Genomic DNA, 21998 nt, shown 5'->3' with positions numbered 1-21998 from the left:
TCAGTCGAGCGTCACGCCCGTGGCCTTGACCACGCCGGCCCAGCGCGCCAGCTCCTTCTTCACGTAGGCGCCGTACTCCTTGGGCGTGGAGCCCAGCGGCTCGGCGCCCTGCAGCGCCAGGCGCTCGCGCACGTCGGGCGACTTGAGCGCCTTGACGATCTCGGCGTTGAGGCGATCGACCACGGCCTGCGGCGTGCCGGCCGGCACCATCACGCCCTGCCACGCGCCCACCTCGAAACCGGGCATGCCCGATTCGGCGAGCGTGGGCACGTCGGGAAACATCGACATGCGCTTGGCGGTGGTCACGGCGAGCATCTTCAGGCGCTTGTCGCGCACGAAGCCCATGACCGAATTGACGGTGTCGGTCATGAACTGGATCTGGTTGCCGACGAGGTCGACGTCGGCCGGTGCGCTGCCCTTGTAGGGCACGTGGGTGGCGTCGATGCCGTTGGCCTGCACGAACTGGAACGCGCCCAGGTGCGTGACGTTGCCATTGCCCGCCGAGCCGTACGACAGCTTGCCGGGGTGGGCCTTGGCGTAGGCGACGAACTCCTTCACGGTGCTGGCCGGCACCGAGGGGTGCGTGACCAGTGCGAGCGGCACCACGGCCACGAGCGCGACGGGAGCGAAGTCTTTCTGCACGTCGTACGACACGCTCTTGTAGAGCGCGGGGCTCAGCGCAATCGACGAGGTGTTGTAGAGCACGGTGTAGCCGTCGGCCGGCGCCTTGGCGACCATCTGCGCACCGATGTTGCCGTTGGCGCCGCCGCGGTTGTCGACCAGCACCGGCTGGCCGAGCTGCTCCGCCAGTTTTTGCGCGAGCACGCGCGCGACGAGGTCGGTGGGCCCGCCGGGCGGGAACGGCACGACCATGGTGATGGGCTTGGCCGGGTAGGCGGGGCCCTGGGCGAAGGCGGCCGGGGCGGCGATGGCGAGGGCCAGTGCGGTGCCCACGAGGGCACGTCGCGTGAAGGGCATGAATGAATGGCGAGTGGGCATGTCTTGTCTCCGTTGGTATTTATGGGTGGCGAAATTCGAAAGCGGATCAGGCCGCGGCAACGTCTTGCGGCCGGCCCGCGAGCAGGCGGCGCGCGTCGTAGTGCATGACGCAGCGGCCGTGCTGGTTGAACACGTCGATGCGCGAATCGACGATGGCGCGGTTGCCCTTCGACGTCGGGCGGATGCCGGTGACCTCGACCACGGCCTCGATGGCGTCGCCGACGAGCACCGGCGCATGGATCTTCTGCACCAGCTCGAGCATGGCCAGGCCGGTGCCCTGGATCATGGTCTGCAGGATGAAGCCCTCGATGAGCGTGTAGGTGAGCGCGGCCGGCACGGGGCGGCCCGCGATGGCGCCGGCCTCGTATTCGGCGTCGATGAAGATCGCCTCGAGCATGCCGGTCACGCCGATGAAGTTGACGAGGTCGGTCTCGGTGATGGTGCGGCGAAAGGTGCGCATGCGCTGGCCGACGGCAAGGTCTTGCCAGACGAAGCCCTGGCCCAGGCGGGGCAGCGCGCGGTCTTGCGGCGACAGGGAAGGAAGCGGGCGGGGCGTGTCGGTCATTGCGATGAGGTCTCCAGGAATCGTTCGATGCGTTCGGCGGGCCAGCCCGCCGCGGCGAGGCTTTCGCGCGTGTGTTCGCCCAGGCGCGGCGGCATGCGCACGGGCGGACGCACGCCGTCGAACTTCACGCTCACGCCAGGGAAGCGCATGGCGCCCATGTGCGGGTCGTGCAGTTCGGTGAAGAAGCCGGTGGCGACCAGGTGCGGGTCGCGCGGCAGGTCGTCCAGGCGGCTGACGGGCGCGGCCGGAATTTCGAGCCGCTCGCAGGTGGCGAGCCAGTGCGCGGTGCTGCCCGTGGCCACGAAGCCGCCGGCCAGTTCGAGCAGCTCGCCGATGTGGCGCGTGCGTGCGGCCATGTCGGCAAAGCGAGGGTCGTCGGCCAGCGCGGGCTCGCCCACCTCGGCGAAGAAGCGGCGCCAGTGCGCGGAGGTGTACGGCATCATGCAGATGTGCCCGTCGGCGGTGCGCCACGGGCGGCGCCACGGCGTGAGCACGCGCGGGTAGCCGGCGTCGGCCAGCGGCGGCTCGAAGTGGCGGCCGTACAGGTGCTCGACGAGGTTGAAGGCCACCATGGTCTCGAACATCGGGATCTCGACGAAGCAGCCGCGCCCGGTGCGCTCGCGCCGGAACAGCGCCGCAAGAATGGCCTGGGCGCCAACCAGCGCACAGGTCTTGTCGGCCGCGATGGTGGGCAGGTAGCGCGCCTCGCCGCTCTGCTGTTCCATGAGCGCCGAGAGGCCCGACATGCCCTGGATGACGTCGTCGTACGCAGGCCGCCCGGCGTAGGGGCCGCCCTGCGCAAAGCCGTGCAGGCCGGCATACACGAGACGCGGAAAGCGCGCGGTGAGCGTGTCGGGGTCGATGCCCAGCGGCGCAAGCTTTTGCGGGCGCATGCTGTGCATGAAGACGTCGGCGTCGGCGAGCAGCGCCATGAGCGCCTCGCGCGCCTCGGGGCGCTTGAGGTCGAGCACGACGCTCTTCTTGCTGTGGTTGCTGCCCAGGAACACGGCCGACATGCCGGGCTCGGCAGCGGGGCCCGTGCGGCGGGTGGAGTCGCCTTCGGGCGGCTCGATCTTGATCACGTCGGCACCGTAGTCGGCCAAGGTCTGGCTGGCCAGCGGCCCGAACACCACGCTCGAAAGGTCGAGCACTTTCACGCCCTGAAGGGGAAGCATCGTTGGTCAGTCTCCTGGCGCCGATTCTGCGAAGCGGTCGCCATGCCGTCCAATATCAAATATGCGCTCTGTGATACCGTTTACAGATCATGGACATCCGCCAGCTGCGCCACTTCATCGCCCTTGCCGAGACGCTCAATTTCCATCGCGCGGCCGAGCGGCTGCACATGGCGCAGCCGCCGCTGTCGGCCTCGATCCGGCGGCTCGAGGCGCAGGTGGGCGTGCCGCTGTTCCTGCGCAACCGGCGCGGCACCGAGCTGACGCCCGCGGGCACGGCCGCCCTCGAAGAAGCGCGCCGCGCGGTGTTCCACGGCGAGCAGTTCGCCAAGGTGGCGCAGGCCGCCTCGCGCGGCGAGGCGGGCCTGCTGCGCGTGGGCTTCGTCGGCTCGGCAACCTACGCGCTGATGCCGCGCGTACTGCCTCGTTTCAGGGCGCGCTACCCGGGCGTGCAGCTGGTGCTGGGCGAATCGACCACCGCGCGCATCGTCGGCATGGTGGAAAACGGCGACGTCGACGTGGGGCTGGTGCGCTTTCCGATCGGGCGGGCCTGCAAGGCGCGCGTGTTTCCGGCCGAGCGCGATGTGTTCGTGGCCGCACTGCCGGCCGGCCATGCGCTGGCGCGGCGGCGCCGGCTGGCGCTGTCGGACCTGGCCGCCGAGCCCTTCGTGATGTACGGCGCCATGGAAGTGCCGGGCCTGCACGCGGCGGCGCTCCTGGCCTGTCAGCAGGCGGGCTTCATTCCCGACGTGCATCAGGAGGCGGTGCAGGTGCAGACGCTGATCAGCCTGGTCGAAAGCGGCCTGGGCGTGGCGCTGGTGCCTTCGGTGGCGGCGCGGCATGTGGCGCGCAACGTGGTGTTCAAGCCGCTCGCGGGGCCGGGCGCACAGACCGCCATCGGCATCGCGCTCGCCCTGCCGCCGGGCGCGCAGACCTCGGCGGCGCAGCGCTTCGCAGACAGCGTGCTCGAGCAGCCGGCCGACTGAACCGGATCGTCCTGCTCACGCCCAAAGCCTAGAACCCGCGCAGGCGTCAGGGTCTGCTTTGGGGACTGGCTTGCCTTCTATTTCGATATATCTAGAATAGTTTCAGACACGATCAAGAAGGACCACCCCATGCGCCACTCCCACCACGCCCCGCACCCTCACCATTGCCACGCCCCGCGCGGCGAGCACGACGACGGCCTCTCGGGGGGCGGTCGCGGGCTGCGCGGCGGGCGCGGCGGCGGCGCGGGCCGGGTGTTCGGCCATGGCGGCTTGCGCTTCGTGCTGCTGCAGCTCATTGCCGACAAGCCCTCGCACGGCTACGAGCTCATCAAGGCCATCGAAGACCGCCTGGGCGGCACCTACGCGCCGAGCCCCGGCGTGGTCTACCCCACGCTCACGCTGCTGGAAGAACTCGGCTACCTGAGCGTGGAAACCGCCGACGTCGGCGGTCGCAAGCGCTACAGCATCACGCCGAGCGGCCAGGAGTTCCTGGCCGCCAACCGCGAAACGGCCGACGCCATGATGGCCCGCATGGCGGGCGGCGTGGACGGCGCCGGCCCGCGCGCCGGACGGCCCCCGCAAGTCACCCGCGCCATCGAGAACCTCAAGCTCGCGATGCGCCTGCGCCTCGGCGGCGCCCCCCTCACCGAACAACAAGCCCACGAATTCGCCGCGGTGCTCGACAGCGCCGCACAACAGCTCGAACGCATTTGAATCAACCTGAAATGACCGACTTCACCACCAACTCCTCCTCTGCCAACACGCCCGATCGCACGCCGCGCCGCGTGCGCCACGAACTGCGCTTTCGCCAGCTCACAGTGAAGACCGTGCAGCGCATGACGCCGCACCTGATCCGCATCACGCTGACCGGCGACGCGCTCGAAGGCTTCACGAGCCCCGGCTTCGACGACCACGCGAAGCTGTTCTTTCCCGATGCCACCACCGGCCAGCTCACGCTGCCGACCGTCGGCCCCGACGGCCCGGTGTGGCCCGAGGGCGGTCGCCCGGCCATGCGCGACTACACGCCGCGCCGCCACGACGCGCAGGCGAACACGCTGGAGATCGACTTCGCACTGCACGACGCCGGCCCTGCCACGCAGTGGGCCGAGCAGGCCAAGCCCGGCGACATCGTCGGCGTGGGCGGCCCGCGCGGCTCGTTCATCTTGCCGACCGAGTTCGACTGGCACCTGCTGATCGGCGACGACACCGCGCTGCCCGCGATCGCGCGTCGCCTGGCCGAACTGCCCGCCGGTGCGCGCGTGGTGGTGCTGGCGGAAGTCGACAGCGAAGCCGACGAGATTCCCTTCGAGACGCAGGCCGAACTCACGCTGCGTTGGGTACACCGCCAAGGCGCAGCACCAGGCCTGAGCCCGGTGCTGGTCGACACGCTGAAAGCGATGACGCTGCCGGCCGGCGACTTCCATGCGTGGGTCGGTTGCGAATCGGCGATTGCGAAGGCACTGCGCGCACACCTCGTGGGCGAACGCGGTGCGAACCCGAAGTGGGTTCGGGCGTCAGGTTACTGGCGCCGCGGTGCCGTTGCGACACACGACACGCACGACGAATAAGTGTTGGTATTGCTCCTTCCCCTCCCGGGGGAAGGCTGGGATGGGGGCAAGCGGCCTGTGAAAAGCCGCTGAGGGTTGATAGGCCGCGAGCCCCCACCCCACCCTCCCCCGGAAGGGTAGGGAGAAAGCCCCACTAGAGCCAACCGACGCGCTTGAACCGGTAATAGAGATACCCGCAGGTACTGACGATCAGCCCCAACGCCATCGCATACCCATAGCGAAACTTCAGCTCCGGCATGTGCTCGAAGTTCATCCCCCAGATGCCCGCAAACGCAGTGCACACCGCGAAGATGCTGGCCCACGCAGCCAGCCGCTTGGTCACTTCGCTCTCTTCGATGGTGACCATCGAGAGGTTCACCTGCACCGCCGTGGCAATGGTGTCGCGCACCGCGTCGATCGAGCCGTTGATGCGCACCAGGTGGTCGCCCACGTCGCGAAAGTACTCCTGCGTGCCCACGCAGATCTGCGGCACGCGCCCGCCGTGCAGCTTGCCCGCGGCTTCCACCAGCGGCGCCACCGCGCGCTTGAGAATGAGGCTGCGGCGCTTCAGGTCGTACAGCTGCTTGATCTTGTCGCGCGCCGCACCGCCCTGCGCAAAGATCTGCTGCTCGATGGATTCGAGTTCCACTTCGAGCGCGTCGATCACCGGAAAGTAGCGGTCGACCACCGCGTCCATCAGCGCATACAGCACAAAGCCCGCGCCGTTGCGCAGCAGGTCGGGCTCGCGCTCGCAGCGCTCGCGCACACCCAGAAAGCCCTGCTGGCTGCGGTTGCGCACCGACAGCACGTAGTTCTTGCCGACGAACACGTTGACCTCGCCCACGTTCACGCTGTGCCCGCCTTCGCCTTCTTCTGTCGAGGGCTCGACCAGGTGCATCACGACGAAGAGCGAGTCGCCGTACTCCTCCACTTTGGGCCGCTGATGGCCGTGCTGGGCATCCTCGACAGCCAGCGGGTGCAGATCGAATTCGTCCTGCATCTGGGCCAGCTCTTCCGGCGTGGCGTCGCTCAGTGCCACCCAGACGAAACAGCCGGCGCGGGAGATGTACTCGCTGATGTCCTCGACGGGAATGTCGGCGAGCTTGGCGCCGTTTTCATAGGCCACGCAATTGATCAGCATCGGGACGCTTCCCTCTTCGAACTTGGAATGAACTCAGGCGGCCGCATCGGTCGATGCGGTCGCGGCCAGGGCGGCCGTCTCTGCGAGCGAGGCCTCGATGGCCTGCGTCTCGCGGCTGAGCAACGCCAGCCCCTGGTCGGCGAGTGCGCGATGGCTGTCCACGTCGGCCCACAGGCTCGCCGCGGCTTCGGCACACGTCAGCGACGTGAAGCGGATGCGGCCCTTGGCCAGCGCGACGAAGCGCTGCTCGCGCAGCGGATCGGCCCGGTCCCAGGCGCCGCCGATGAGCACGCGCTTGCCGCGCTTGATGCGGGGCTCGCGCTCGGCGAAGAAAGGCAGCTTGGCGCTGACCCAGCCCAGCAGGCCGGTGTTCAGCGCGGTGTCGAAGGCGGAAGGGGCAGCGTTCGCCTTGGCAAACTCACGCAGCGTGCCGAGCTGGTAGAGCGCCGGGTCCTTGGCGCCGCCTGTGCCTTCCACGGGCCGGATGACGGACGGGCCGTTGCTTGCGCCCGGGCGCCCTTCGGGCCGTTTCGACTTGCGCAGGTCCGCCAACTGGGCCGGCGACATGCACAGATACAGCGCCGCGAGTTCAGCGGGCAAGGTGGCGGTGTCCGGGAGCGCGTCCGCTGCAGGGCCTTTGATTTCATCCAGGGGGGCCATGGGCGCCTTTGTTCTTCACGCGGGGTTTGCGCCGGGCGATTTTAGGAGCCGCGACGCGAGCCGCCGCCCGCGCCCGGCCGCATCAGTCGCCGGGTTCGGCCTCCGCGTCCACTTGGGGCGCCTCGGGCGCATCGGCCGGCAGCCATTGCAGCTCGTCCGGCATGTACGGCTGCGACCAACGCATGCCGTCCAGCCGCACGCGCAGCGTGAGCCCCCGCACGGTGGTCACGGTGCCGGGTTGCCCGCGCACCAGCACCCTGGCGCCCTTGCGGGCTGGTACCTGAAATCGGTTCCGGATGTCCTCGAAGCTCACTGGGATCTCCCTCCAAAGTTCTTATGCGTCCGCGCAGTCATGCGCGTGACTACGTTCGGATGCAACTTCTGGATTCAAAGTTCTGAGCCGCAGCCACGATGCGCCGTTGATCCGCGCCAGTTCCCAAAAAGTTCACATCCTCGGAACCAGAAAGGTGTTTCGGGGCGCGATGCTGCGCGGGCCGTCTGGACAATGCCGTCCAGACCAGAACAGAAGCACATGACCATCCGGCGATCCCTCCCAGGAAAACAGACCATGAAGACCGACACCGCCATCCGCCACGTCTCCCCGCCGGGTGCCAACCTCTTCCTTGAACTGGGTTTTGCGCCGGCCAAGGCCCGCCGCCTGCAGGCCGCATCGCAGAAGCAGATCGACGACGCGCGGGTCGAAATGCTCAACCGCATCGGCAAGCCGGTCACGCTGACCGTCGGCTGATCCCCGTCCGCCCGTCCCCGATAATCCCCGAGTGAAAACGACGACTGCCCACCCCGCCCCCTCTTCCAGCGACTTCTCCGGGCACACGCCCATGATGGTGCAGTACCTGGGCCTCAAAGCCGACCATCCGGACACGTTGCTGTTCTACCGGATGGGCGATTTCTATGAACTGTTCTGGGCCGACGCCGAAAAGGCCTCGCGCCTGCTCGACATCACGCTCACCCAGCGCGGCCAGTCGGCCGGGCAGCCGGTGCTGATGTGCGGCGTGCCCTTCCACTCGGTCGACACCTACCTCGCGCGGCTCATCAAGCTCGGCGAGTCCGTGGCCATCTGCGAGCAGGTGGGCGAGGTCGGCGCCAGCAAGGGGCCAGTCGAGCGCAAGGTGGTGCGGGTGGTCACGCCCGGCACGCTGACCGATTCGGAATTGCTCAACGACAAGAGCGATTCGCTGTTGCTCGCGGTGCATGCGGGCACGCGCAATTTCTGCGGCCTGGCCTGGCTCAGCGTGACGGGTGCCGAGCTGCGCCTGGCCGAGTGCCCGGCCGATGCGCTCGAAACCTGGATCGCGCGCATCGCGCCGAGCGAGCTGCTGTACAGCGCCGAGGTCACGCCCGCTTTCGAGCAGCGCCTGAAGGCCGCGCGCGCGGCCGTGCCGTTCACGCTGTCGCTGCGTCCGGCCTGGCAGTTCGATCCCGGCCTGGGCGAGCGCAAGCTCAGCGAGCAGATGGGCAGCCACAGCCTCGCGGCGTGGAACGCCGAATCGCTGGGCAACGCGCACGCCGCGGCCGCCGCGCTGCTGGGCTATGCCGAGCACACGCAGGGCCGCGTGCTGTCGCACGTGCAGCGCCTGTCGGTGGAACGCGACGGCGACCTGATCGAGCTGCCGCCCACCACGCGCCGCAACCTCGAGCTGGTGCAGACACTGCGCGGCGAAGATTCGCCCACGATGTTCTCGCTGCTCGACACCTGCATGACGGGCATGGGCAGCCGCCTGCTCAAGCGCTGGCTGCTCTCGCCGCGCCGCGACCGCAGCGAAGCGCAGGGCCGGCTCGACGCCATCGGCGCACTGCAGTCCCCCGGGCCCGGCGCCACCGCCGCACCCTGGCGCACGCTGCGCGAGCAGCTGAAGAACACCAGCGACGTGGAACGCATCGCCGCGCGCATTGCGCTGCGCCAGGTGCGTCCGCGCGAACTCGTGGCGTTGCAGCTTGCGCTGTCGAAGGCCGAGCAACTGGCGCCGCTGCTGCCGGGCGCGGCTGCGCTGCTGGCGCAGATCACCGAACGCCTCGCACCGCCGCCGGGTTGCGCCGATCTGCTGGTGCGCGCGGTCAAGCCCGACCCGTCGGCGCTGGTGCGCGACGGCGGCGTGATCGCCACGGGCCACGACGCCGAACTCGACGAGCTGCGCGAGATCAGCGAGAACTGCGACGACTTTTTGCTCAAGCTCGAGATCAGCGAGCGCGAGCGCACCGGCATCAGCAACCTGCGCGTGCAGTTCAACCGCGTGCACGGCTTCTACATCGAGGTGACGCAAAGCGCGCTCTCGAAGGTGCCCGACAACTACCGCCGCCGCCAGACGCTGAAGAACGCCGAGCGCTTCATCACGCCCGAGCTGAAGGCTTTTGAAGACAAGGCACTGAGCGCGCAAGACCGCGCACTGGCGCGCGAGAAGTGGCTGTACGAACAGCTGCTCGACGCGCTGCAACCCTCGGTGCCCGCGCTCACGCAGCTGGCCGGTGGCATCGCCGCGCTCGACGCGCTGTGCGCGCTGGCCGAACGCTCGCACACGCTGAACTGGCGCGCGCCGACGTTCGTGTCGCATCCGTGCATCGAGATACAGCAGGGCCGCCATCCGGTGGTGGAGGCGCGGCTGGCCGAAAAGTCGTCGGGCAGCTTCATTGCCAACGACACGCAGATGGGGCCGCAGCAGCGCATGCAGATCATCACCGGCCCGAACATGGGCGGTAAGTCGACCTACATGCGGCAGGTGGCGATCGTGGTGCTGCTGGCGTCCATCGGCTCGCACGTGCCGGCCACGGCCTGCCGCCTCGGGCCGATCGATGCCATTCACACGCGCATCGGCGCGGCCGACGACCTGGCCAACGCGCAGTCGACCTTCATGCTCGAGATGACCGAGGCCGCGCAGATTTTGCACAGCGCCACGGCGCAGTCGCTGGTGCTGATGGACGAAATCGGCCGCGGCACCAGCACCTTCGACGGCCTGGCACTGGCGGCCGGCATCGCGGCGCAGCTGCACGACCGCAGCAAGGCCTTCACGCTGTTCGCGACCCACTACTTCGAGCTGACCGAGTTCCCGGCCACGCACCACGGCGCCGTGAACATGCACGTGAGCGCGACCGAGTCGGGCCGCGACATCGTGTTCCTGCACGAGATGCAGCCCGGCCCTGCCAGCAAGAGCTACGGCATCCAGGTGGCGCGCCTCGCAGGCATGCCAGCCGCAGTGGTCAACCATGCGCGGCAGGCGCTCGACGCACTCGAATCGCAGCATGCGCAAACGCGTGCGCAGGTCGACCTGTTCGCGCCCCCGCCTGCCGCCGAAACCCCCATGGTCAGCGCCGTAGAATCCGCGCTGGCTGCCCTCGACCCGGACACCATGAGCCCGCGCGAAGCCCTCGACGCGCTCTATGCCCTCCAGAAACTGAACGCACGTGAACGCAGTACCGCATGAGCGGGCCCAGTTCCTGCAAGGCGAACCCATGACTTATTGCGTAGGCATCAAACTCAACGCCGGCCTGGTGTTTCTCTCCGACTCGCGCACGAACGCGGGCGTGGACCACATCAGCACCTTCCGCAAGATGATCGTCTACGAGCAGCCGGGCGATCGCGTCATGGTGCTGCTGTCGTCGGGCAACCTGAGCATCTCGCAGTCGGTGCGCGAAATTTTGCAGATCGAAGAGCTGCGCGAAACGCGCGAAGACGGCTCGCAGGGCGACCCCATCACCATCTGGAACGCCAAGAGCATGTTCGACGCCGCGCGCGTGCTGGGCTCGGCCGTGCGCCACGTGTACGACCGCGACGCCGAGGCGCTCAAGCATGCGGGCCTGGACTTCAACGTGTCGTTCATCTTCGGCGGACAGGTCAAGGGCGAAGGCATGCGCCTGTTCCTGGTCTACGCCGCGGGCAACTTCATCGAAGCGACCACCGAGACGCCCTACTTCCAGGTGGGCGAATCGAAGTACGGCAAGCCCGTGCTCGACCGCGTGCTCACGCCCGAAACGCCGCTGGACGAAGCCGCCAAGTGCGCGCTGGTGTCAATGGACTCGACCATGAAGTCGAACCTGTCGGTGGGCCTGCCGCTCGACCTGGTGGTGTACGAGGCCAACAAGCTCGAGACCGACCGCGTGATCTGCATCGACGCCGACAACCCCTACTACCGCATGATGCACAACAGCTGGGGCCAGAAGCTGCGCGAAGTGTTCGACAGCATCGAAGACCCGGTGTGGGACGACAGCGTCACCGACCACCCGCTGCGGATGCCGGCCACGCGCCACAGCCCGCTGCGCAAGATCTCGACTCCCGACGAAAAGCTCATCTGAATCTGTCCGTGCCTCCTGTCATCTTTTCGCACGGCAACAGCTTCCCGGCGAGCACCTACCGCGTCGTTCTCGACAGCCTTCGCAACCGGGGCTTCGAGGTCGACGCCATCGAGAAATTCGGGCACGACCCGAAGTACCCCGTCACCGACAACTGGCCGCACCTGGTGCAGCAGCTGGCCGACTTCGCCAAGCTGCGCGCCGACCGCGCGGGCGGCCCGGTGTTCCTCATCGGCCATTCGCTGGGCGGTTTCCTGAGCCTCATGTGCGCGGCGCGCCACCCCGAACTGGCGCGCGGCGTGTTGCTGATCGACTCGCCGATCCTCGGCGGCTGGCGCGCGAACACGCTCAACGTGGTCAAGCGCACGCCGTTCATGAAGAGCATTTCGCCCGGCGCCACCAGCCGCAAGCGGCGCAACAGCTGGGAGCACCGCGAGGCGGTGTTCGAGCACTTCCGCAGCAAGAAGGCCTTCGCGAAGTGGGACGAGCAGGTGCTGCACGACTACATCGACCACGGCACCTTCGACAGCGAAGACACGCGCGCCCTGAGCTTCGACCGCGACGTGGAAACCGCGATCTACAACACCCTGCCCCACACGCTGGGCGGGCTGCTACGCCGCCATCCGCTGAAGTGCAAAGTGGCGTTCATCGGCGGACGCCAGTCGGTCGAGATGAAGCAGGTCGGCATGGCGATGACCGAGCAGGTCACCAAGGGCCGCATCACCATGCTCGACGGCAGCCATCTGTTCCCGATGGAAAAGCCGCTGGCCACGGCGGCAGCCATCGAGGCTTCGCTGCGCAACCTGATGTAGGTGGCGCTCAGGCGCTGCTGCTGCCCACGCGGCAGGCGACCGCATCGCCGACGCGCAGCACACCGCCGCGCAGCACCCGCGCCGTCACGCCGCCGTGCCCGCGCATGGCGTTATAGCCACCGGCGCCCAGCAGTTCTTCCATGCGCGAGCAGGGCTCGCAGGGCCCGGTGATCTCGAGCAGCACCTCGGGCCCGAGCGCCAGCACCAGCGGCTGGTCGCGAAACAGCGACCGCGCCGCCAGCAGGTTGAGTCCCGACACGACGAGGTTGCGGCGCAGCAGGCCGGCGTCGACACCTTCCACGCACTGCGCGAGCGCCGAGATGACCGGCAGGTGCTCCGCCTGGATCAGCGTGACCTGGCGCTTGCCGCCGCCGCGCCCAGCGCTGCTGCGGTCACCGACCAGGCCCAGCGCTTCGATCGCCAGCACCTCCTCCACCGATTCGACAGGCGTGCGCCGCGCGGGGCGCAGCAGGATGGCGTCGAGCCGGCCGGGGTGCGGGAACTGCCGGGTCAGGGCGTGGAGATCGGACATGCGCCGCATTGTCCATGCGGACTTTTTTTGCGCGCTGCTGTCGGCCCGCCGCATACTGGCGCGTCCTTGGGGTTGAACCTCCTTCTTCGAAGCGACACCGCACCGCGCCGACGATGACCACCACCGAGCTGAGCTGGATCGCCACCACGCTGACCGCCGCGCGCCCGCGCGCGGTGGCGGCGCTGCTGCGCTACTTCCGCGACCTGGACACAGCCGAGGAAGGCTTTCAGGAAGCCAGCCTGCGCGCGCTGCGGCACTGGCCCGAGCAAGGCCCGCCCGACGATCCGCTGGCGTGGCTGATCCTCGTAGGCCGCAACGCAGCGCTCGACGAACTGCGGCGGCGCGACCGGCACGATCCGCTGCCTGAAGGCGATGACGGCGACGCGGACGCGGCCCTCGATACCGACCTCGCCGAGCAGCTCGACCAATCGCATTACCGCGACGACGTGCTGCGCCTGCTTTTTGTCTGCTGCCACCCCGCCCTGCCGCTCGCGCAGCAGATCGCGCTGGCGCTGCGCATCGTCTCGGGCTTGTCGGTGCCGGAGATCGCGCGCGCCTTCCTCGTCGGCGAGCGCGCGATGGAGCAGCGCATCACGCGCGCCAAGCAGCGCGTGGCCGCGGCCGGCCTGCCCTTCGATGCGCCCGGGGTGCGCGAACGCGGCGAGCGGCTGGCGGCCGTGGGTGCGGTGGTCTACCTGCTGTTCAACGAAGGCTATGCGGCCAGCGGCGGCACAGCCCATGTGCGCGCCGCGCTGTGCGAAGAGGCGATCCGCCTCGCGCGCCTGCTGTGCGCGCTGTTCCCCGACGAACCGGAGACCGCCGGCCTGTGCGCCCTGCTGCTGTTGCAGCATGCGCGCGCCGAGGCGCGGCTCGACGCCGACGGCATGGTCGTGCTGCTCGAAGACCAGGACCGCACACGCTGGCACCGCGCGGCGATCGACGAAGGCCTGGCCCTGCTCGATGCCGCGCTGCACCGGCGCCGCATCGGGCCGTACCAGTTGCAGGCGGCCATCGCAGCCACGCACGCACGGGCCGCACACGCAGCCGACACCGACTGGGCCGAGATCGACCGGCTCTACGCCGGGCTCGAACGGCTGCAGCCCTCGCCCGTGGTGACGCTCAACCGCGCGGTGGCCGTGGCCAAGGTGCGCGGGCCCGAGGCCGCGCTGGTGATGGTCGACGCGCTGGCGGTTCCGCTGTCGGCGTACTTTCATTTCCACGGCCTGCGCGGCGGCCTGCTGACGCAGCTGGGCCGCGCCGACGACGCGCGCCGCGCCTTTGCCGACGCGCTCGCACTGGCCCGCACCGCCGCCGAGGCCGCGCACATCCGCCTGCTGCTCGACCGCCTCGGTGCCCACGGCGATGGCACCGCTTCCGACACCCTCCACGCAAAGGACGAACGATGCTCTATTCCATCCTGATCTACGGTTCCGAAGCTGCGGCGGCCGGCTGGGCGCCCGAGGTCGAAGACGAGATGCTCGAGCGCCACACCGACCTGCGCGACGAGCTGCAGGCCGCCGGCCGGCTCGGCACCGTGCTGCGCCTGATGCCCGACACCGCCACCACGGTGCGGCACGCCGGCGCCGCGCATCCGCTGGTGACCGACGGGCCCTTCGCCGAGACGAAGGAGCAGCTCATGGGCCTCTACATCGTCGAGTGCGAGTCGCTCGAGGACGCACGGCATGCGGCGCGGCGGCTGGACTTCGAGGGCGGCGTGTTCGAGATCCGCCCGGTGACCTGGTACGACCCGGGCGTGATCGCGCCGCGCATTCCGCAGGTCTGAGAAAAATCCCACTGCGCTGTCGGATCGCCGGGGCCTGCGCCGTCCTTGGAACGAGCGCCCGCATGTCGCGGGTCGCCATCCCAAGGAGAAGCGCTCATGCCCTCGAATGTTCTGTCTTTGAAAGACCGCTGCGCCGTGATCCACGGCGGCAGCGGTGCCCTCGGCGGTGCCGTGGCCCGTGCCTTTGCACGCGAAGGCGCCCATGTGTTCATCACCGGCCGCAACCGCGACAAGCTCGATGCGGTGGTGCGAGACATCGCGGCCACCGGTGGCCGCGCGCAGGCCGCGGTGGTCGATGCGCTGGACGAAGCCGCCATGCTGCGCCACGCGGCCGAGGTCGCAGAAGAGGCCGGCGGCATCGACCTCGCGTTCAACGCGGTCGGCGTCTTCCACGTGCAGGGCCGGCCGCTCGCCGAGCTGTCGCTGGAGGACTACTTCGTCCCCGTCCACGCCTACACGCGCAGCAACTTCCTCACCGCCAAGGCCGTGGCGCCGCACATGGCGGCGCGCGGCGGCGGCGTGATCCTGTCGGTGTCGACGCCGGCCTCGCGCCTACCCGGTCCCGGGTACCTCGGACATGCCGTGGCCTGCGCCGGCGTGGAGGGGCTCACGCGCCACATGGCGGGCGAGCTGGCGGCCTTTCGCATCCGCACCGCCTGCATCCGCTCGCACGCGATTCCCGAGGCGGCGGCCGCGGGCTCGCACAGCCGCGAGGTGTTTCACCCGGCGGCCGAGCGCATGGGGCTCACGGTCGAGCAGATGCTGGCCGAGCGGCCCGAGGGCCTGCTGGTGGCGCGCCTGCCCTCGCTGGACCAATTGGCGGGCACCGCGGTGTTCCTGGCGTCGCCGCTGGCCGGGGCCATGACGGGCGCAATAGTCAACCTCAGCGGTGGGGTCATCCTCGACTAGGTCCGGCTCACGCTTTGAATTAACATCAAGATACAAATAGGAACTTTAGAAACAGTCGTTTCATTTAAGAAAAAACGTTGCACCACGTACACCACGGCTCAAAAATGTCGTCCTATGTCTGCCCCTCTTCTGGAAGACGTTGAAGTTGTCTCGCTGAGCCCTGCGCTGGTCGTCGAAGACGATCCGGCGATGCGCGAGCGGCTGGCGTACGTGCTCTCCACACTGGGCTGCGACGAGCCGCAGATCGCCTGGGCCGACAGCGTGGCCGCGGCCCGCTCGCTGCTGGAGCAGCAGCAGCATTTCGGCGTGGCACTGGTGGACATCGGCCTGCCCGACGGCAGCGGTGTCGACCTGATCGACTGGATGCATGTGCACCGCCCGCTCGTGCCCGCGGTGGTGATCTCGGCCTGGCGCACCGAGGCCGTGATCTTTGCCGCGCTGCGCGCCGGCGCCATCGGCTACCTGCTGAAGGAACGCGACGACCTCGAGCTCAGCATCGCGCTGCGCAGCATCGAGCAAGGCGGCGCACCGATCGACCCGGCCATCGCACGACGCATCCTCGGCTGGGTGGCGGCGCAGTTGCCCGCCCCGCCACCGCCCTTCGACGAGCCGACGCTGGCCCCCGTCGCACTCACGCCGCGCGAGCGCAAAATCCTCGAGCTCGTGTCGCAAGGGATGAGCAACCGCGACATGGCGGAAGCGCTGTCGATCTCCAGACTGACCGTGGAATGCCACACCAAGAACATCTACCGCAAGCTGGCCGTCAACTCGCGCACCGAGGCGATCTACCAGGGACGACGGCACGGCCTGCTGCGCTGAGGTTGTTTGCGGGCCTTGCGCTGTGGGCCCTGTGGTTGCTGCTCTCAGCAGGCAGCGCACACGCTCAAACACCCGCTGCTCCTGAACTCCGCGCCGAAGCCGCACGCGGCACCGGCTGGGACGACACCGCTCCACCCACCGACGGCTGGACGCCCGTCACCCTGCCCGACAGTTGGGCCACGCGCTGGCCCGGTTTCGACGGCGTGGTCTGGTACCGGCTGACCTGGGAGCAGCCCACGCCCGTGGGCGAAGCCGGGTTGTTGCTGCACTACCTGAACATGGCCGGCGAGGTCTCGCTCAACGGCACCACGATCTGGCGCGACCGCAGCCTGGTCGAGCCGCTCACGCGCGCGTGGAACTCGCCGCGCTACTGGTTATTGGCCGCGCCGCAGCTGCGCGCCGGCACCAACACGCTGCTGGTGCGGGTGTCGGGCCTGTCGGCCTACCAGGCCGGGCTGGGGCCGGTGAGCCTGGGCACGCCCGCCGCCCTGCAGGCCGAGTTCGGCCGCGAGCAGCTCATGCGGCGCGACCTGCAGGTGTTCGGCCTGGCGACCAGCGCGGCGGTGTCGGCCTTCTTCGCAGCGTGGTGGCTGCTGCGCCGGCGCGAAACGGCCTACGGCTGGTTCGCTGCGATGTCGGTGCTGTGGCTGCTGTTCGGCTACAACCAGATCGCCACCAGCCCCTGGCCCTTTGCCAACAACCACAGCTGGCAGGCGCTCAACACCTCGCTGCTGCTGTTCTTCAGCATGTCGTATGGCGTGTTCGTGCTGCGCTTTGCCGGGCGGCGCCTGCCGCGCCTCGAAATCGCGGCGTTCGCGGTGGCAACAATCGGCGTGCTCGACCTGTGGTTCGCCGGCACTGCGAACCTGCCCACCCACCGCGCGATCTGGACCCTGGTGGGCGGCCTCACGATCATCGGGGTGAACAGCGCCGGCATCTTCCATGCGCTGCGTTACCGCGGCAGCCCGATGCGTTCGCTCGCGCCGTTCATGGCGGTGTCGGCGCTCACGGGCGCACACGATCTGCTGGTGTTCACGCAGGTGATCGACAGCAACATCTACTACACGACCATGTCCTCGTACGTGCTGCTGCTGGGCATGGCGCTCACGCAGGCCGGGCGCTTCGTGCAGAGCCTGAAGCGCATCGAGAACTTCAACACCGAGCTGATCGAGGAAGTGAACGCCGCCAAGGCCGAGCTCGCGGCCACGCTCGCGCAACAGCACGCACTCGAGTTGGCGCACGCGCGTATCGGCGAGCGCGTGAACCTCGTGAGCGACCTGCACGACGGCCTGGGCGGCATGCTCGTGGGGAGCATCGCGACGCTGGAGCGCACGCCCGACCACCTCAGCGCGCCGCAGCTGCTGGCCATGCTCAAGAGCCTGCGCGACGACCTGCGGCTGATCATCGACGCCACCGGCCGCGACGACGGTGCGCGTGCACTCGGCGAACTGCTGGCGCCGCTGCGCTACCGCAGCGCGCAGCTGCTCGACGCCAACGGCATCGACTGCCGCTGGAAGGTCTCGGGCATCGACACGCTCGAACTCGCGCCTTCGCAAAGCCTGGACCTGATGCGCTTCCTGCAGGAGGCGCTGACCAATGTGCTCAAGCACAGCGCAGGCCGACGCGTGGACGTGACGGTGGCGCGCGCGGGCGCCGAACTGCAGCTCAGCGTGCGCGACGACGGCCGCGGCTTCGCGGTTCACAGCGTGAGCGGCGGTGCGGGGCTGCGCAATTTGCAGGCGCGGGCGCGCCGCCTGGGCGCGGAGCTTCAGTTGCAGTCGCAGCCCGGCGACACGCAGGTGGTGCTGCTGATGCCTTTGGGCGGTGCTGCTACTTGACCAGCGTCAGCGTGCCCTTCATGAGCGACGCGTGTCCGGGGAACGAGCAGAACCACGCATAGCTGTCGCCGGCCTTGAGCTTGGCCACGTCGAAGCTCACGGCATCGGTCTCGCCGCCGCCGATGACCTTCGAATGCGCGATGACGCGGGCATCGCCCGGCTTCACATAAGCCTTGTCCAGCCCTGCGCCGATGCCGTCCGCCGCCACGCCTGGCGCGTCAGCGGCCTTGCTCAGCACCCAGTTGTGGCCCATTGCGGCCTTGGGCATCTTGCCGACGTGCTTGAGCTTCACGGTGAACTGCTTGCAGCTCGCCGGCACCGCGATGGCGGTCTTGTTGAACTGCATCGCGTCGTTGCCTTCGATCTCGATGTCGCAGGTGGCGGCCAGCACGGGGCCGGCGAGCAGCGCCGTGAAAAGCAGGGCCGCGGTGGTTTTCGTCTTCATCACATGGTTCCTTCGGTGAGGTGCCGATTCGGCACGCCCCACTGTGCGGTGGGCGTGCCGCGAAACCCTTGCGATGAATCAAGGCGTGTGGAGAAAGGCCTCAGAGTTCGAGCACCAACCGTCCTTCGCAGGCGCGGGAACAGCAAGCCATCATCTTCGTGTTCGCATCGCGCTCGCTGCGCGTGAGCACCACGTCGCGGTGATCGACCTTGCCGGCCAGCACGCGCACTTCGCACGAGCCGCACAGCCCTTCTTCGCAGTCGCTCTGCACATCGACATTGGCCGCGCGCAAAGCCGTCAGCAAGGTCTGGTCGGACGGCACGGTGATGACGAGGCCGGAGTCTTTCAGCTCCACCTCGAAGGCATGTTCCTTCGACGGGTCGAGCGTGGCCAGCGTCGATTCGAAATGCTCGACGCGCAATGCGCCCTCGGGCCAGGCGGCGCAGCAGTCTTCGAGCGCTTCGAGCATGCGCAGCGGACCGCAGGCATAGACCTGAGCGCCGGGCACTGGCGTGGCCAGCAACGCACGCAGGTCGTTGCGCCGGCCTTCGTCGGCCGCATGCACGTGCAGGCGATCGCCGTGCATCGCAGTCAGCTCGTCGACGAAGGCCATGGTGGCGCGGCTGCGGCCGCTGTAGTGCAGTTCGTAGTCCATGCCCAGCGCCTTCGCGCGCCGCGCCATCGCGCTCACAGGCGTGATGCCGATGCCGCCTGCGATGAAGATCGCCTTCGCGAGCGACTCGTCGAGCCGGAAGTGGTTGCGCGGGCCGCGGATGCGCAAGCGGTCGCCCACCTTCACGTTCGCATGCACCCAGGCCGAACCGCCACGGCCTTCGGGCTCGTGCAGCACGGCGATCTCCAGCGCGTGGGCTTCGTCGGGGTCGCCGCACAGCGAGTACTGGCGCGACAGCTCGGGCGTGCCGCATTCCACGTCGATGTGCGAGCCCGGCGTCCAGCGCGGCAGCGGCTTGCCGTCGGGCGACACCAGGCGCAGCCGCACGATACCGTCGGCCACCGGCGTCACGCGCTCGACCACCACGGGCCGCGCGATGGCGTGCGCCGACGGCTCGCCGATGCGTACGGGCACTTGCACGTCGCGCAGGCCCGCATTGGCGCGCTCGGGGTTGGCGCGCGCGTCCCACTCGACCCACAGGTGCTCGGGACCGCGGAACGAGGTGTTGGGCACGTAGCTGAAGCGTTGTTCCGACAGGCGCATGTGCGGCAGACGGCGCGTGAACTCCTCCAGGAAGATCTGCATCTCCATGCGCGCCAGGTTCTTGCCCATGCACTGGTGCGAGCCGTAGCCGAAGGTCAGGTGGTCGCTGGCGTTGTCGCGGCGGATGTCGAACAGGTCAGCATCGGCGAAGTGGCCTTCGTCGTGGTTGGCCGACGAGGTGACGATCAACAGGCGCGAGCCCGCCGGCAGGTCGACACCGCCGACCTGCGTGTCTGTCGTGACGAGCCGGCGCCAGGCGGCCACCGAGCCGTTGTGGCGCAGGCACTCTTCCACCGCATTGGGAATGAGGCCCGGGTCGTCGCACAGCTCCTGCCACACCTGCGGGTGCTGCAGCAGCAGCTTCACGGCGTTGGCGGTGGCGTTGGCGGTGGTCTCGTGCGCGGCGACGATGCCGGCCATCATCATCGAGTGCAGGTACGAGTCGGTGACGACCTCGGGGTGCTGCATCTGCTTGCGGATGCCGTACTGCATCCAGCCCGGTGCGTCGGGGTCTTGGCGCATCTTGTCGAGCACCTTGCCGGCGTACTGCCAGAAGTTGCCGACGGCGTGCGCCACGGCGACCTGCTCCTCGGGCTTGGGACGGCCCCAGGTGTTGACGGTGTGCGCGATGGAGTATTTGCGCAGCGTGTCCATGTCTTCCTCGGGCACGCCGAGAAAGTGCAGCGCCACGGTGAGTGGAATTTCCCACAGCATCTGATCGACGAGGTCGGCGCGGCCGTCGTCGATGAAGCGGTCGACATAGCTGCGCGCCAGCTCGCGCACCAGCGGCTCGTGGTGCTTCAGCGCCTCGGGGGTGAACGGGTCCATGAGCGCGCGGCGACGCGGCATGTGGGCCGGCTCATCCTCGTTCACCAGCGTGCGGTTGAGCGCAAAGCCGTAGCTTGCGAGCACGGCGTTGGCTTCGTCGCCCGTGGGCGTGATCTTCTCCAGCGCGTTCGACGGGCTGAAGGTGAGGTTGTCGCGGAACACCGCCTTGATGTCGTCGTAGCGCGTGATCACCCAGTAGCCCAGCTTGGGGCTGTAGAAGATCGGCTCCTGCTCGCGCGCCCAGCGCACGTACTCGGGCGGGTCTTGCTGGTAGCCGTCTTCGAAGGGATCGAACTCGGCGGCGCGCTGGCTCACGGGGCAGCCGGTGGGCGTGCTGTGCGACGAGAGCGCCCCGTGCGCGACGGGGCAGCCAGAAGCCGAGGAAGTGCGCGATGGCATGGCGGTGTCGGACATGGCAGCAGACTCAGTCGAGCGTGATCTTCAGGTCGCGGATCAGCTTGTGCCAGCGCGCGGTCTCGGCCTTCAGCAGCTCGGTGTACTGCGCGGGCGTGTTGCCCACGGGCTCGACGCCGAAGTCGACCATGCGCTTGTTCACCGAGGGCTCGTGAATGGCCGCCACCAGCTGGCGGTTGAGCGTGTTCACCACATCGGCCGGCGTGGCCGCGGGCACCACCACGCCGACCAGCGCGGCGGCCTCGACGTTCTTGTAGCCGAGCTCGGCGAAGGTGGGCACGTCGGGCAGCTGCGGCAGGCGCGTGGGGTTGGCCACGGCCAGCGCGCGCACCTTGCCGCCCTTGATGAAGCCGGCGCCGGCGGCCATGTCGACCATCATGGCCGGCAGCTGCCCGCCGACCACGTCGGCCAGCGCGGGCGCTGCGCCGCGGTACGGCACGTGGACCATGAAGAGCTTGGCCTCCACCTTCAGCAGTTCCATCGCCAGGTGGTGCGGGCTGCCCGCGCCGGCCGAGGCGTAGTTGATGCCGCCCGGCTTGGCCTTGGCCTGCGCGATGAAGTCCTTGGCGGTGGCAAAGCCCGAGTTGGCGCCGACCACCAGGATCATGGGGAACTTGCCCATGAGCGTGACGGGCGCCAGGTCTTTGGTGGGGCTGTAGCTCAGCGACTTGTACAGCGCCGGATTGAACACCAGCGTGCCGTTGTCGGCCGAGAGCACGGTGTAGCCGTCGGCCGGGGCGCGCGCGGTTTCGGCGGCGGCCAGCGCGGTGTTGCCGCCCGGCTTGTTGTCCACCAGCACGGGTTGGCCGACCTGCGTCGACAGCGTCTGGGCGACGGTGCGCGCAAGGAAGTCGGAGCCGCCGCCGGCCGCGTAGGGCACGAGCCAGCGGATCGGCTTGGCGGGGAAAGCGGTCTGGGCGCTGGCGGCGGTGGCCAGGGCAGCGAGGGACAGGACCGCAAGGCCGCGGGCGAAGTGCATCTTCATCGGGTGTCTCCGGAGTGGATATTGTGTATTGCGTAATTATCATAC

22 protein-coding genes are annotated in these 21998 nt (G+C 68.8%); 12 read left to right on the top strand and 10 right to left on the bottom strand.

Going from position 1 to position 21998, the window contains the following annotated elements; genetic code table 11:
* Genes CY658_RS07955 through CY658_RS07945 form a run of 3 tightly spaced genes read right to left on the bottom strand, consistent with a single transcriptional unit; the run spans window position 1 to window position 2739 of the window.
* On the bottom strand, window positions 1-999 hold the full coding sequence (locus CY658_RS07955) for a Bug family tripartite tricarboxylate transporter substrate binding protein (RefSeq protein WP_101489607.1): 999 nt from the start codon (window positions 997-999) through the stop codon (window positions 1-3).
* A gap of 46 nt (window positions 1000-1045) precedes the next feature.
* A complete protein-coding gene (locus CY658_RS07950; protein WP_101489606.1) occupies window positions 1046-1564 on the bottom strand; it encodes a MaoC family dehydratase in 519 nt (172 codons plus the stop codon).
* Window positions 1561-2739, bottom strand: a complete 1179-nt coding sequence (locus tag CY658_RS07945; protein ID WP_101489605.1) for a CaiB/BaiF CoA transferase family protein — start codon at window positions 2737-2739, stop codon at window positions 1561-1563. The genes CY658_RS07950 and CY658_RS07945 overlap by 4 nt, the downstream gene beginning before the upstream one ends.
* 89 nt (window positions 2740-2828) lie before the next feature.
* Between CY658_RS07945 and CY658_RS07940 the strand changes: the two genes are divergently transcribed.
* From CY658_RS07940 to CY658_RS07930, 3 genes are all read left to right on the top strand, one after another.
* Window positions 2829-3722 carry a LysR family transcriptional regulator gene (locus tag CY658_RS07940; protein ID WP_101489604.1) on the top strand — a complete coding sequence of 298 codons (894 nt, stop codon included), beginning with the start codon at window positions 2829-2831 and terminating at the stop codon, window positions 3720-3722.
* A gap of 129 nt (window positions 3723-3851) precedes the next feature.
* Complete coding sequence (locus tag CY658_RS07935; protein WP_101489603.1) at window positions 3852-4436, top strand: PadR family transcriptional regulator; 585 nt, start codon at window positions 3852-3854, stop codon at window positions 4434-4436.
* Between the two features lie 11 nt (window positions 4437-4447).
* Complete coding sequence (locus tag CY658_RS07930) at window positions 4448-5290, top strand: siderophore-interacting protein (RefSeq protein WP_101489602.1); 843 nt, start codon at window positions 4448-4450, stop codon at window positions 5288-5290.
* A 133-nt stretch (window positions 5291-5423) separates the two neighbouring features.
* Here CY658_RS07930 and corA read toward each other — a convergent pair whose 3' ends face one another.
* From corA to CY658_RS07910, 3 genes are all read right to left on the bottom strand, one after another.
* Window positions 5424-6410 (bottom strand): magnesium/cobalt transporter CorA, encoded by a 987-nt coding sequence (corA, locus tag CY658_RS07920; protein ID WP_101489600.1) that lies wholly within the window; start codon window positions 6408-6410, stop codon window positions 5424-5426.
* Window positions 6411-6443: 33 nt separating this feature from the next.
* Window positions 6444-7010: a hypothetical protein gene (locus CY658_RS07915; RefSeq protein ID WP_257884783.1), complete on the bottom strand. Its 567-nt coding sequence runs from the start codon at window positions 7008-7010 to the stop codon at window positions 6444-6446.
* A 142-nt stretch (window positions 7011-7152) separates the two neighbouring features.
* Window positions 7153-7383, bottom strand: a complete 231-nt coding sequence (locus CY658_RS07910) for a polysaccharide deacetylase (RefSeq protein ID WP_180838888.1) — start codon at window positions 7381-7383, stop codon at window positions 7153-7155.
* Between the two features lie 255 nt (window positions 7384-7638).
* On the opposite strand from CY658_RS07910, the gene CY658_RS07905 reads away from it, so the two are divergent.
* From CY658_RS07905 to CY658_RS07890, 4 genes are read left to right on the top strand one after another with little or no spacing between them, the layout of a single operon-like run.
* The gene (locus tag CY658_RS07905) at window positions 7639-7818 is read left to right on the top strand and encodes a hypothetical protein (protein ID WP_101489597.1); all 180 of its coding nucleotides are present in this window, start codon (window positions 7639-7641) and stop codon (window positions 7816-7818) included.
* A 31-nt stretch (window positions 7819-7849) separates the two neighbouring features.
* On the top strand, window positions 7850-10507 hold the full coding sequence (gene mutS / locus CY658_RS07900) for a DNA mismatch repair protein MutS (RefSeq protein ID WP_101489596.1): 2658 nt from the start codon (window positions 7850-7852) through the stop codon (window positions 10505-10507).
* A gap of 28 nt (window positions 10508-10535) precedes the next feature.
* A complete protein-coding gene (locus CY658_RS07895) occupies window positions 10536-11375 on the top strand; it encodes a proteasome-type protease (protein WP_101489595.1) in 840 nt (279 codons plus the stop codon).
* A 2-nt stretch (window positions 11376-11377) separates the two neighbouring features.
* Entirely contained in the window at window positions 11378-12184 is an 807-nt protein-coding gene (locus CY658_RS07890) for an alpha/beta fold hydrolase (protein WP_180838922.1), read from the top strand.
* Window positions 12185-12191: 7 nt separating this feature from the next.
* Here the strand turns inward: CY658_RS07890 and CY658_RS07885 are convergent, their stop codons facing one another.
* Complete coding sequence (locus CY658_RS07885; RefSeq protein ID WP_101489593.1) at window positions 12192-12716, bottom strand: MOSC domain-containing protein; 525 nt, start codon at window positions 12714-12716, stop codon at window positions 12192-12194.
* Window positions 12717-12829: 113 nt separating this feature from the next.
* Here CY658_RS07885 and CY658_RS07880 point away from each other — a divergent pair, with 113 nt between their 5' ends.
* The 5 genes from CY658_RS07880 (at window position 12830) to CY658_RS07860 (ending at window position 18065) form a co-directional block, all read left to right on the top strand.
* Entirely contained in the window at window positions 12830-14137 is a 1308-nt protein-coding gene (locus CY658_RS07880) for an RNA polymerase sigma factor (protein ID WP_101489592.1), read from the top strand.
* Complete coding sequence (locus tag CY658_RS07875) at window positions 14119-14499, top strand: YciI family protein (RefSeq protein ID WP_101489591.1); 381 nt, start codon at window positions 14119-14121, stop codon at window positions 14497-14499. The genes CY658_RS07880 and CY658_RS07875 overlap by 19 nt, the downstream gene beginning before the upstream one ends.
* Before the next feature lie 96 nt (window positions 14500-14595).
* Window positions 14596-15408, top strand: coding sequence for an SDR family NAD(P)-dependent oxidoreductase (locus tag CY658_RS07870; protein WP_101489590.1), 813 nt, complete (start codon window positions 14596-14598; stop codon window positions 15406-15408).
* A gap of 114 nt (window positions 15409-15522) precedes the next feature.
* A complete protein-coding gene (locus CY658_RS07865; protein WP_101489589.1) occupies window positions 15523-16227 on the top strand; it encodes a response regulator transcription factor in 705 nt (234 codons plus the stop codon).
* Entirely contained in the window at window positions 16137-18065 is a 1929-nt protein-coding gene (locus CY658_RS07860; RefSeq protein ID WP_101489588.1) for a sensor histidine kinase, read from the top strand. Before CY658_RS07865 ends, CY658_RS07860 begins: the two co-directional genes overlap by 91 nt.
* Here the strand turns inward: CY658_RS07860 and azu are convergent.
* From azu to CY658_RS07845, 3 genes are all read right to left on the bottom strand, one after another.
* Window positions 18058-18510 (bottom strand): azurin, encoded by a 453-nt coding sequence (gene azu, locus CY658_RS07855; RefSeq protein WP_101489587.1) that lies wholly within the window; start codon window positions 18508-18510, stop codon window positions 18058-18060. The genes CY658_RS07860 and azu overlap by 8 nt on opposite strands.
* 100 nt (window positions 18511-18610) lie before the next feature.
* Window positions 18611-20968 carry a cytochrome P450/oxidoreductase gene (locus CY658_RS07850; RefSeq protein WP_101489586.1) on the bottom strand — a complete coding sequence of 786 codons (2358 nt, stop codon included), beginning with the start codon at window positions 20966-20968 and terminating at the stop codon, window positions 18611-18613.
* Between the two features lie 10 nt (window positions 20969-20978).
* Window positions 20979-21953 (bottom strand): Bug family tripartite tricarboxylate transporter substrate binding protein, encoded by a 975-nt coding sequence (locus CY658_RS07845; protein ID WP_101489585.1) that lies wholly within the window; start codon window positions 21951-21953, stop codon window positions 20979-20981.
* Between the last annotated feature and the right edge of the window lie 45 nt (window positions 21954-21998).

Origin of the sequence: Variovorax sp. RO1 (genome assembly GCF_002849325.1) — a bacterium.
Classification (GTDB): Bacteria; Pseudomonadota; Gammaproteobacteria; order Burkholderiales; family Burkholderiaceae_C; genus Variovorax.
This window is presented reverse-complemented; position numbering and strand designations above follow the sequence as displayed.

Excerpts from the sequence above, each read along its gene's own strand:
- CY658_RS07955 (WP_101489607.1), bottom strand. The coding sequence starts at position 999 with ATGCCCACTCGCCATTCATTCATGCCCTTCACGCGACGTGCCCTCGTG.
- CY658_RS07950 (WP_101489606.1), bottom strand. The coding sequence starts at position 1,564 with ATGACCGACACGCCCCGCCCGCTTCCTTCCCTGTCGCCGCAAGACCGC.
- CY658_RS07945 (WP_101489605.1), bottom strand. The coding sequence starts at position 2,739 with ATGCTTCCCCTTCAGGGCGTGAAAGTGCTCGACCTTTCGAGCGTGGTG.
- CY658_RS07940 (WP_101489604.1), top strand. The coding sequence starts at position 2,829 with ATGGACATCCGCCAGCTGCGCCACTTCATCGCCCTTGCCGAGACGCTC.
- CY658_RS07935 (WP_101489603.1), top strand. The coding sequence starts at position 3,852 with ATGCGCCACTCCCACCACGCCCCGCACCCTCACCATTGCCACGCCCCG.
- CY658_RS07930 (WP_101489602.1), top strand. The coding sequence starts at position 4,448 with ATGACCGACTTCACCACCAACTCCTCCTCTGCCAACACGCCCGATCGC.
- corA (WP_101489600.1), bottom strand. The coding sequence starts at position 6,410 with ATGCTGATCAATTGCGTGGCCTATGAAAACGGCGCCAAGCTCGCCGAC.
- CY658_RS07905 (WP_101489597.1), top strand. The coding sequence starts at position 7,639 with ATGAAGACCGACACCGCCATCCGCCACGTCTCCCCGCCGGGTGCCAAC.
- CY658_RS07895 (WP_101489595.1), top strand. The coding sequence starts at position 10,536 with ATGACTTATTGCGTAGGCATCAAACTCAACGCCGGCCTGGTGTTTCTC.
- CY658_RS07885 (WP_101489593.1), bottom strand. The coding sequence starts at position 12,716 with ATGTCCGATCTCCACGCCCTGACCCGGCAGTTCCCGCACCCCGGCCGG.
- CY658_RS07880 (WP_101489592.1), top strand. The coding sequence starts at position 12,830 with ATGACCACCACCGAGCTGAGCTGGATCGCCACCACGCTGACCGCCGCG.
- CY658_RS07875 (WP_101489591.1), top strand. The coding sequence starts at position 14,119 with ATGCTCTATTCCATCCTGATCTACGGTTCCGAAGCTGCGGCGGCCGGC.
- CY658_RS07870 (WP_101489590.1), top strand. The coding sequence starts at position 14,596 with ATGCCCTCGAATGTTCTGTCTTTGAAAGACCGCTGCGCCGTGATCCAC.
- CY658_RS07865 (WP_101489589.1), top strand. The coding sequence starts at position 15,523 with ATGTCTGCCCCTCTTCTGGAAGACGTTGAAGTTGTCTCGCTGAGCCCT.
- CY658_RS07860 (WP_101489588.1), top strand. The coding sequence starts at position 16,137 with ATGCCACACCAAGAACATCTACCGCAAGCTGGCCGTCAACTCGCGCAC.
- azu (WP_101489587.1), bottom strand. The coding sequence starts at position 18,510 with ATGAAGACGAAAACCACCGCGGCCCTGCTTTTCACGGCGCTGCTCGCC.
- CY658_RS07850 (WP_101489586.1), bottom strand. The coding sequence starts at position 20,968 with ATGTCCGACACCGCCATGCCATCGCGCACTTCCTCGGCTTCTGGCTGC.
- CY658_RS07845 (WP_101489585.1), bottom strand. The coding sequence starts at position 21,953 with ATGAAGATGCACTTCGCCCGCGGCCTTGCGGTCCTGTCCCTCGCTGCC.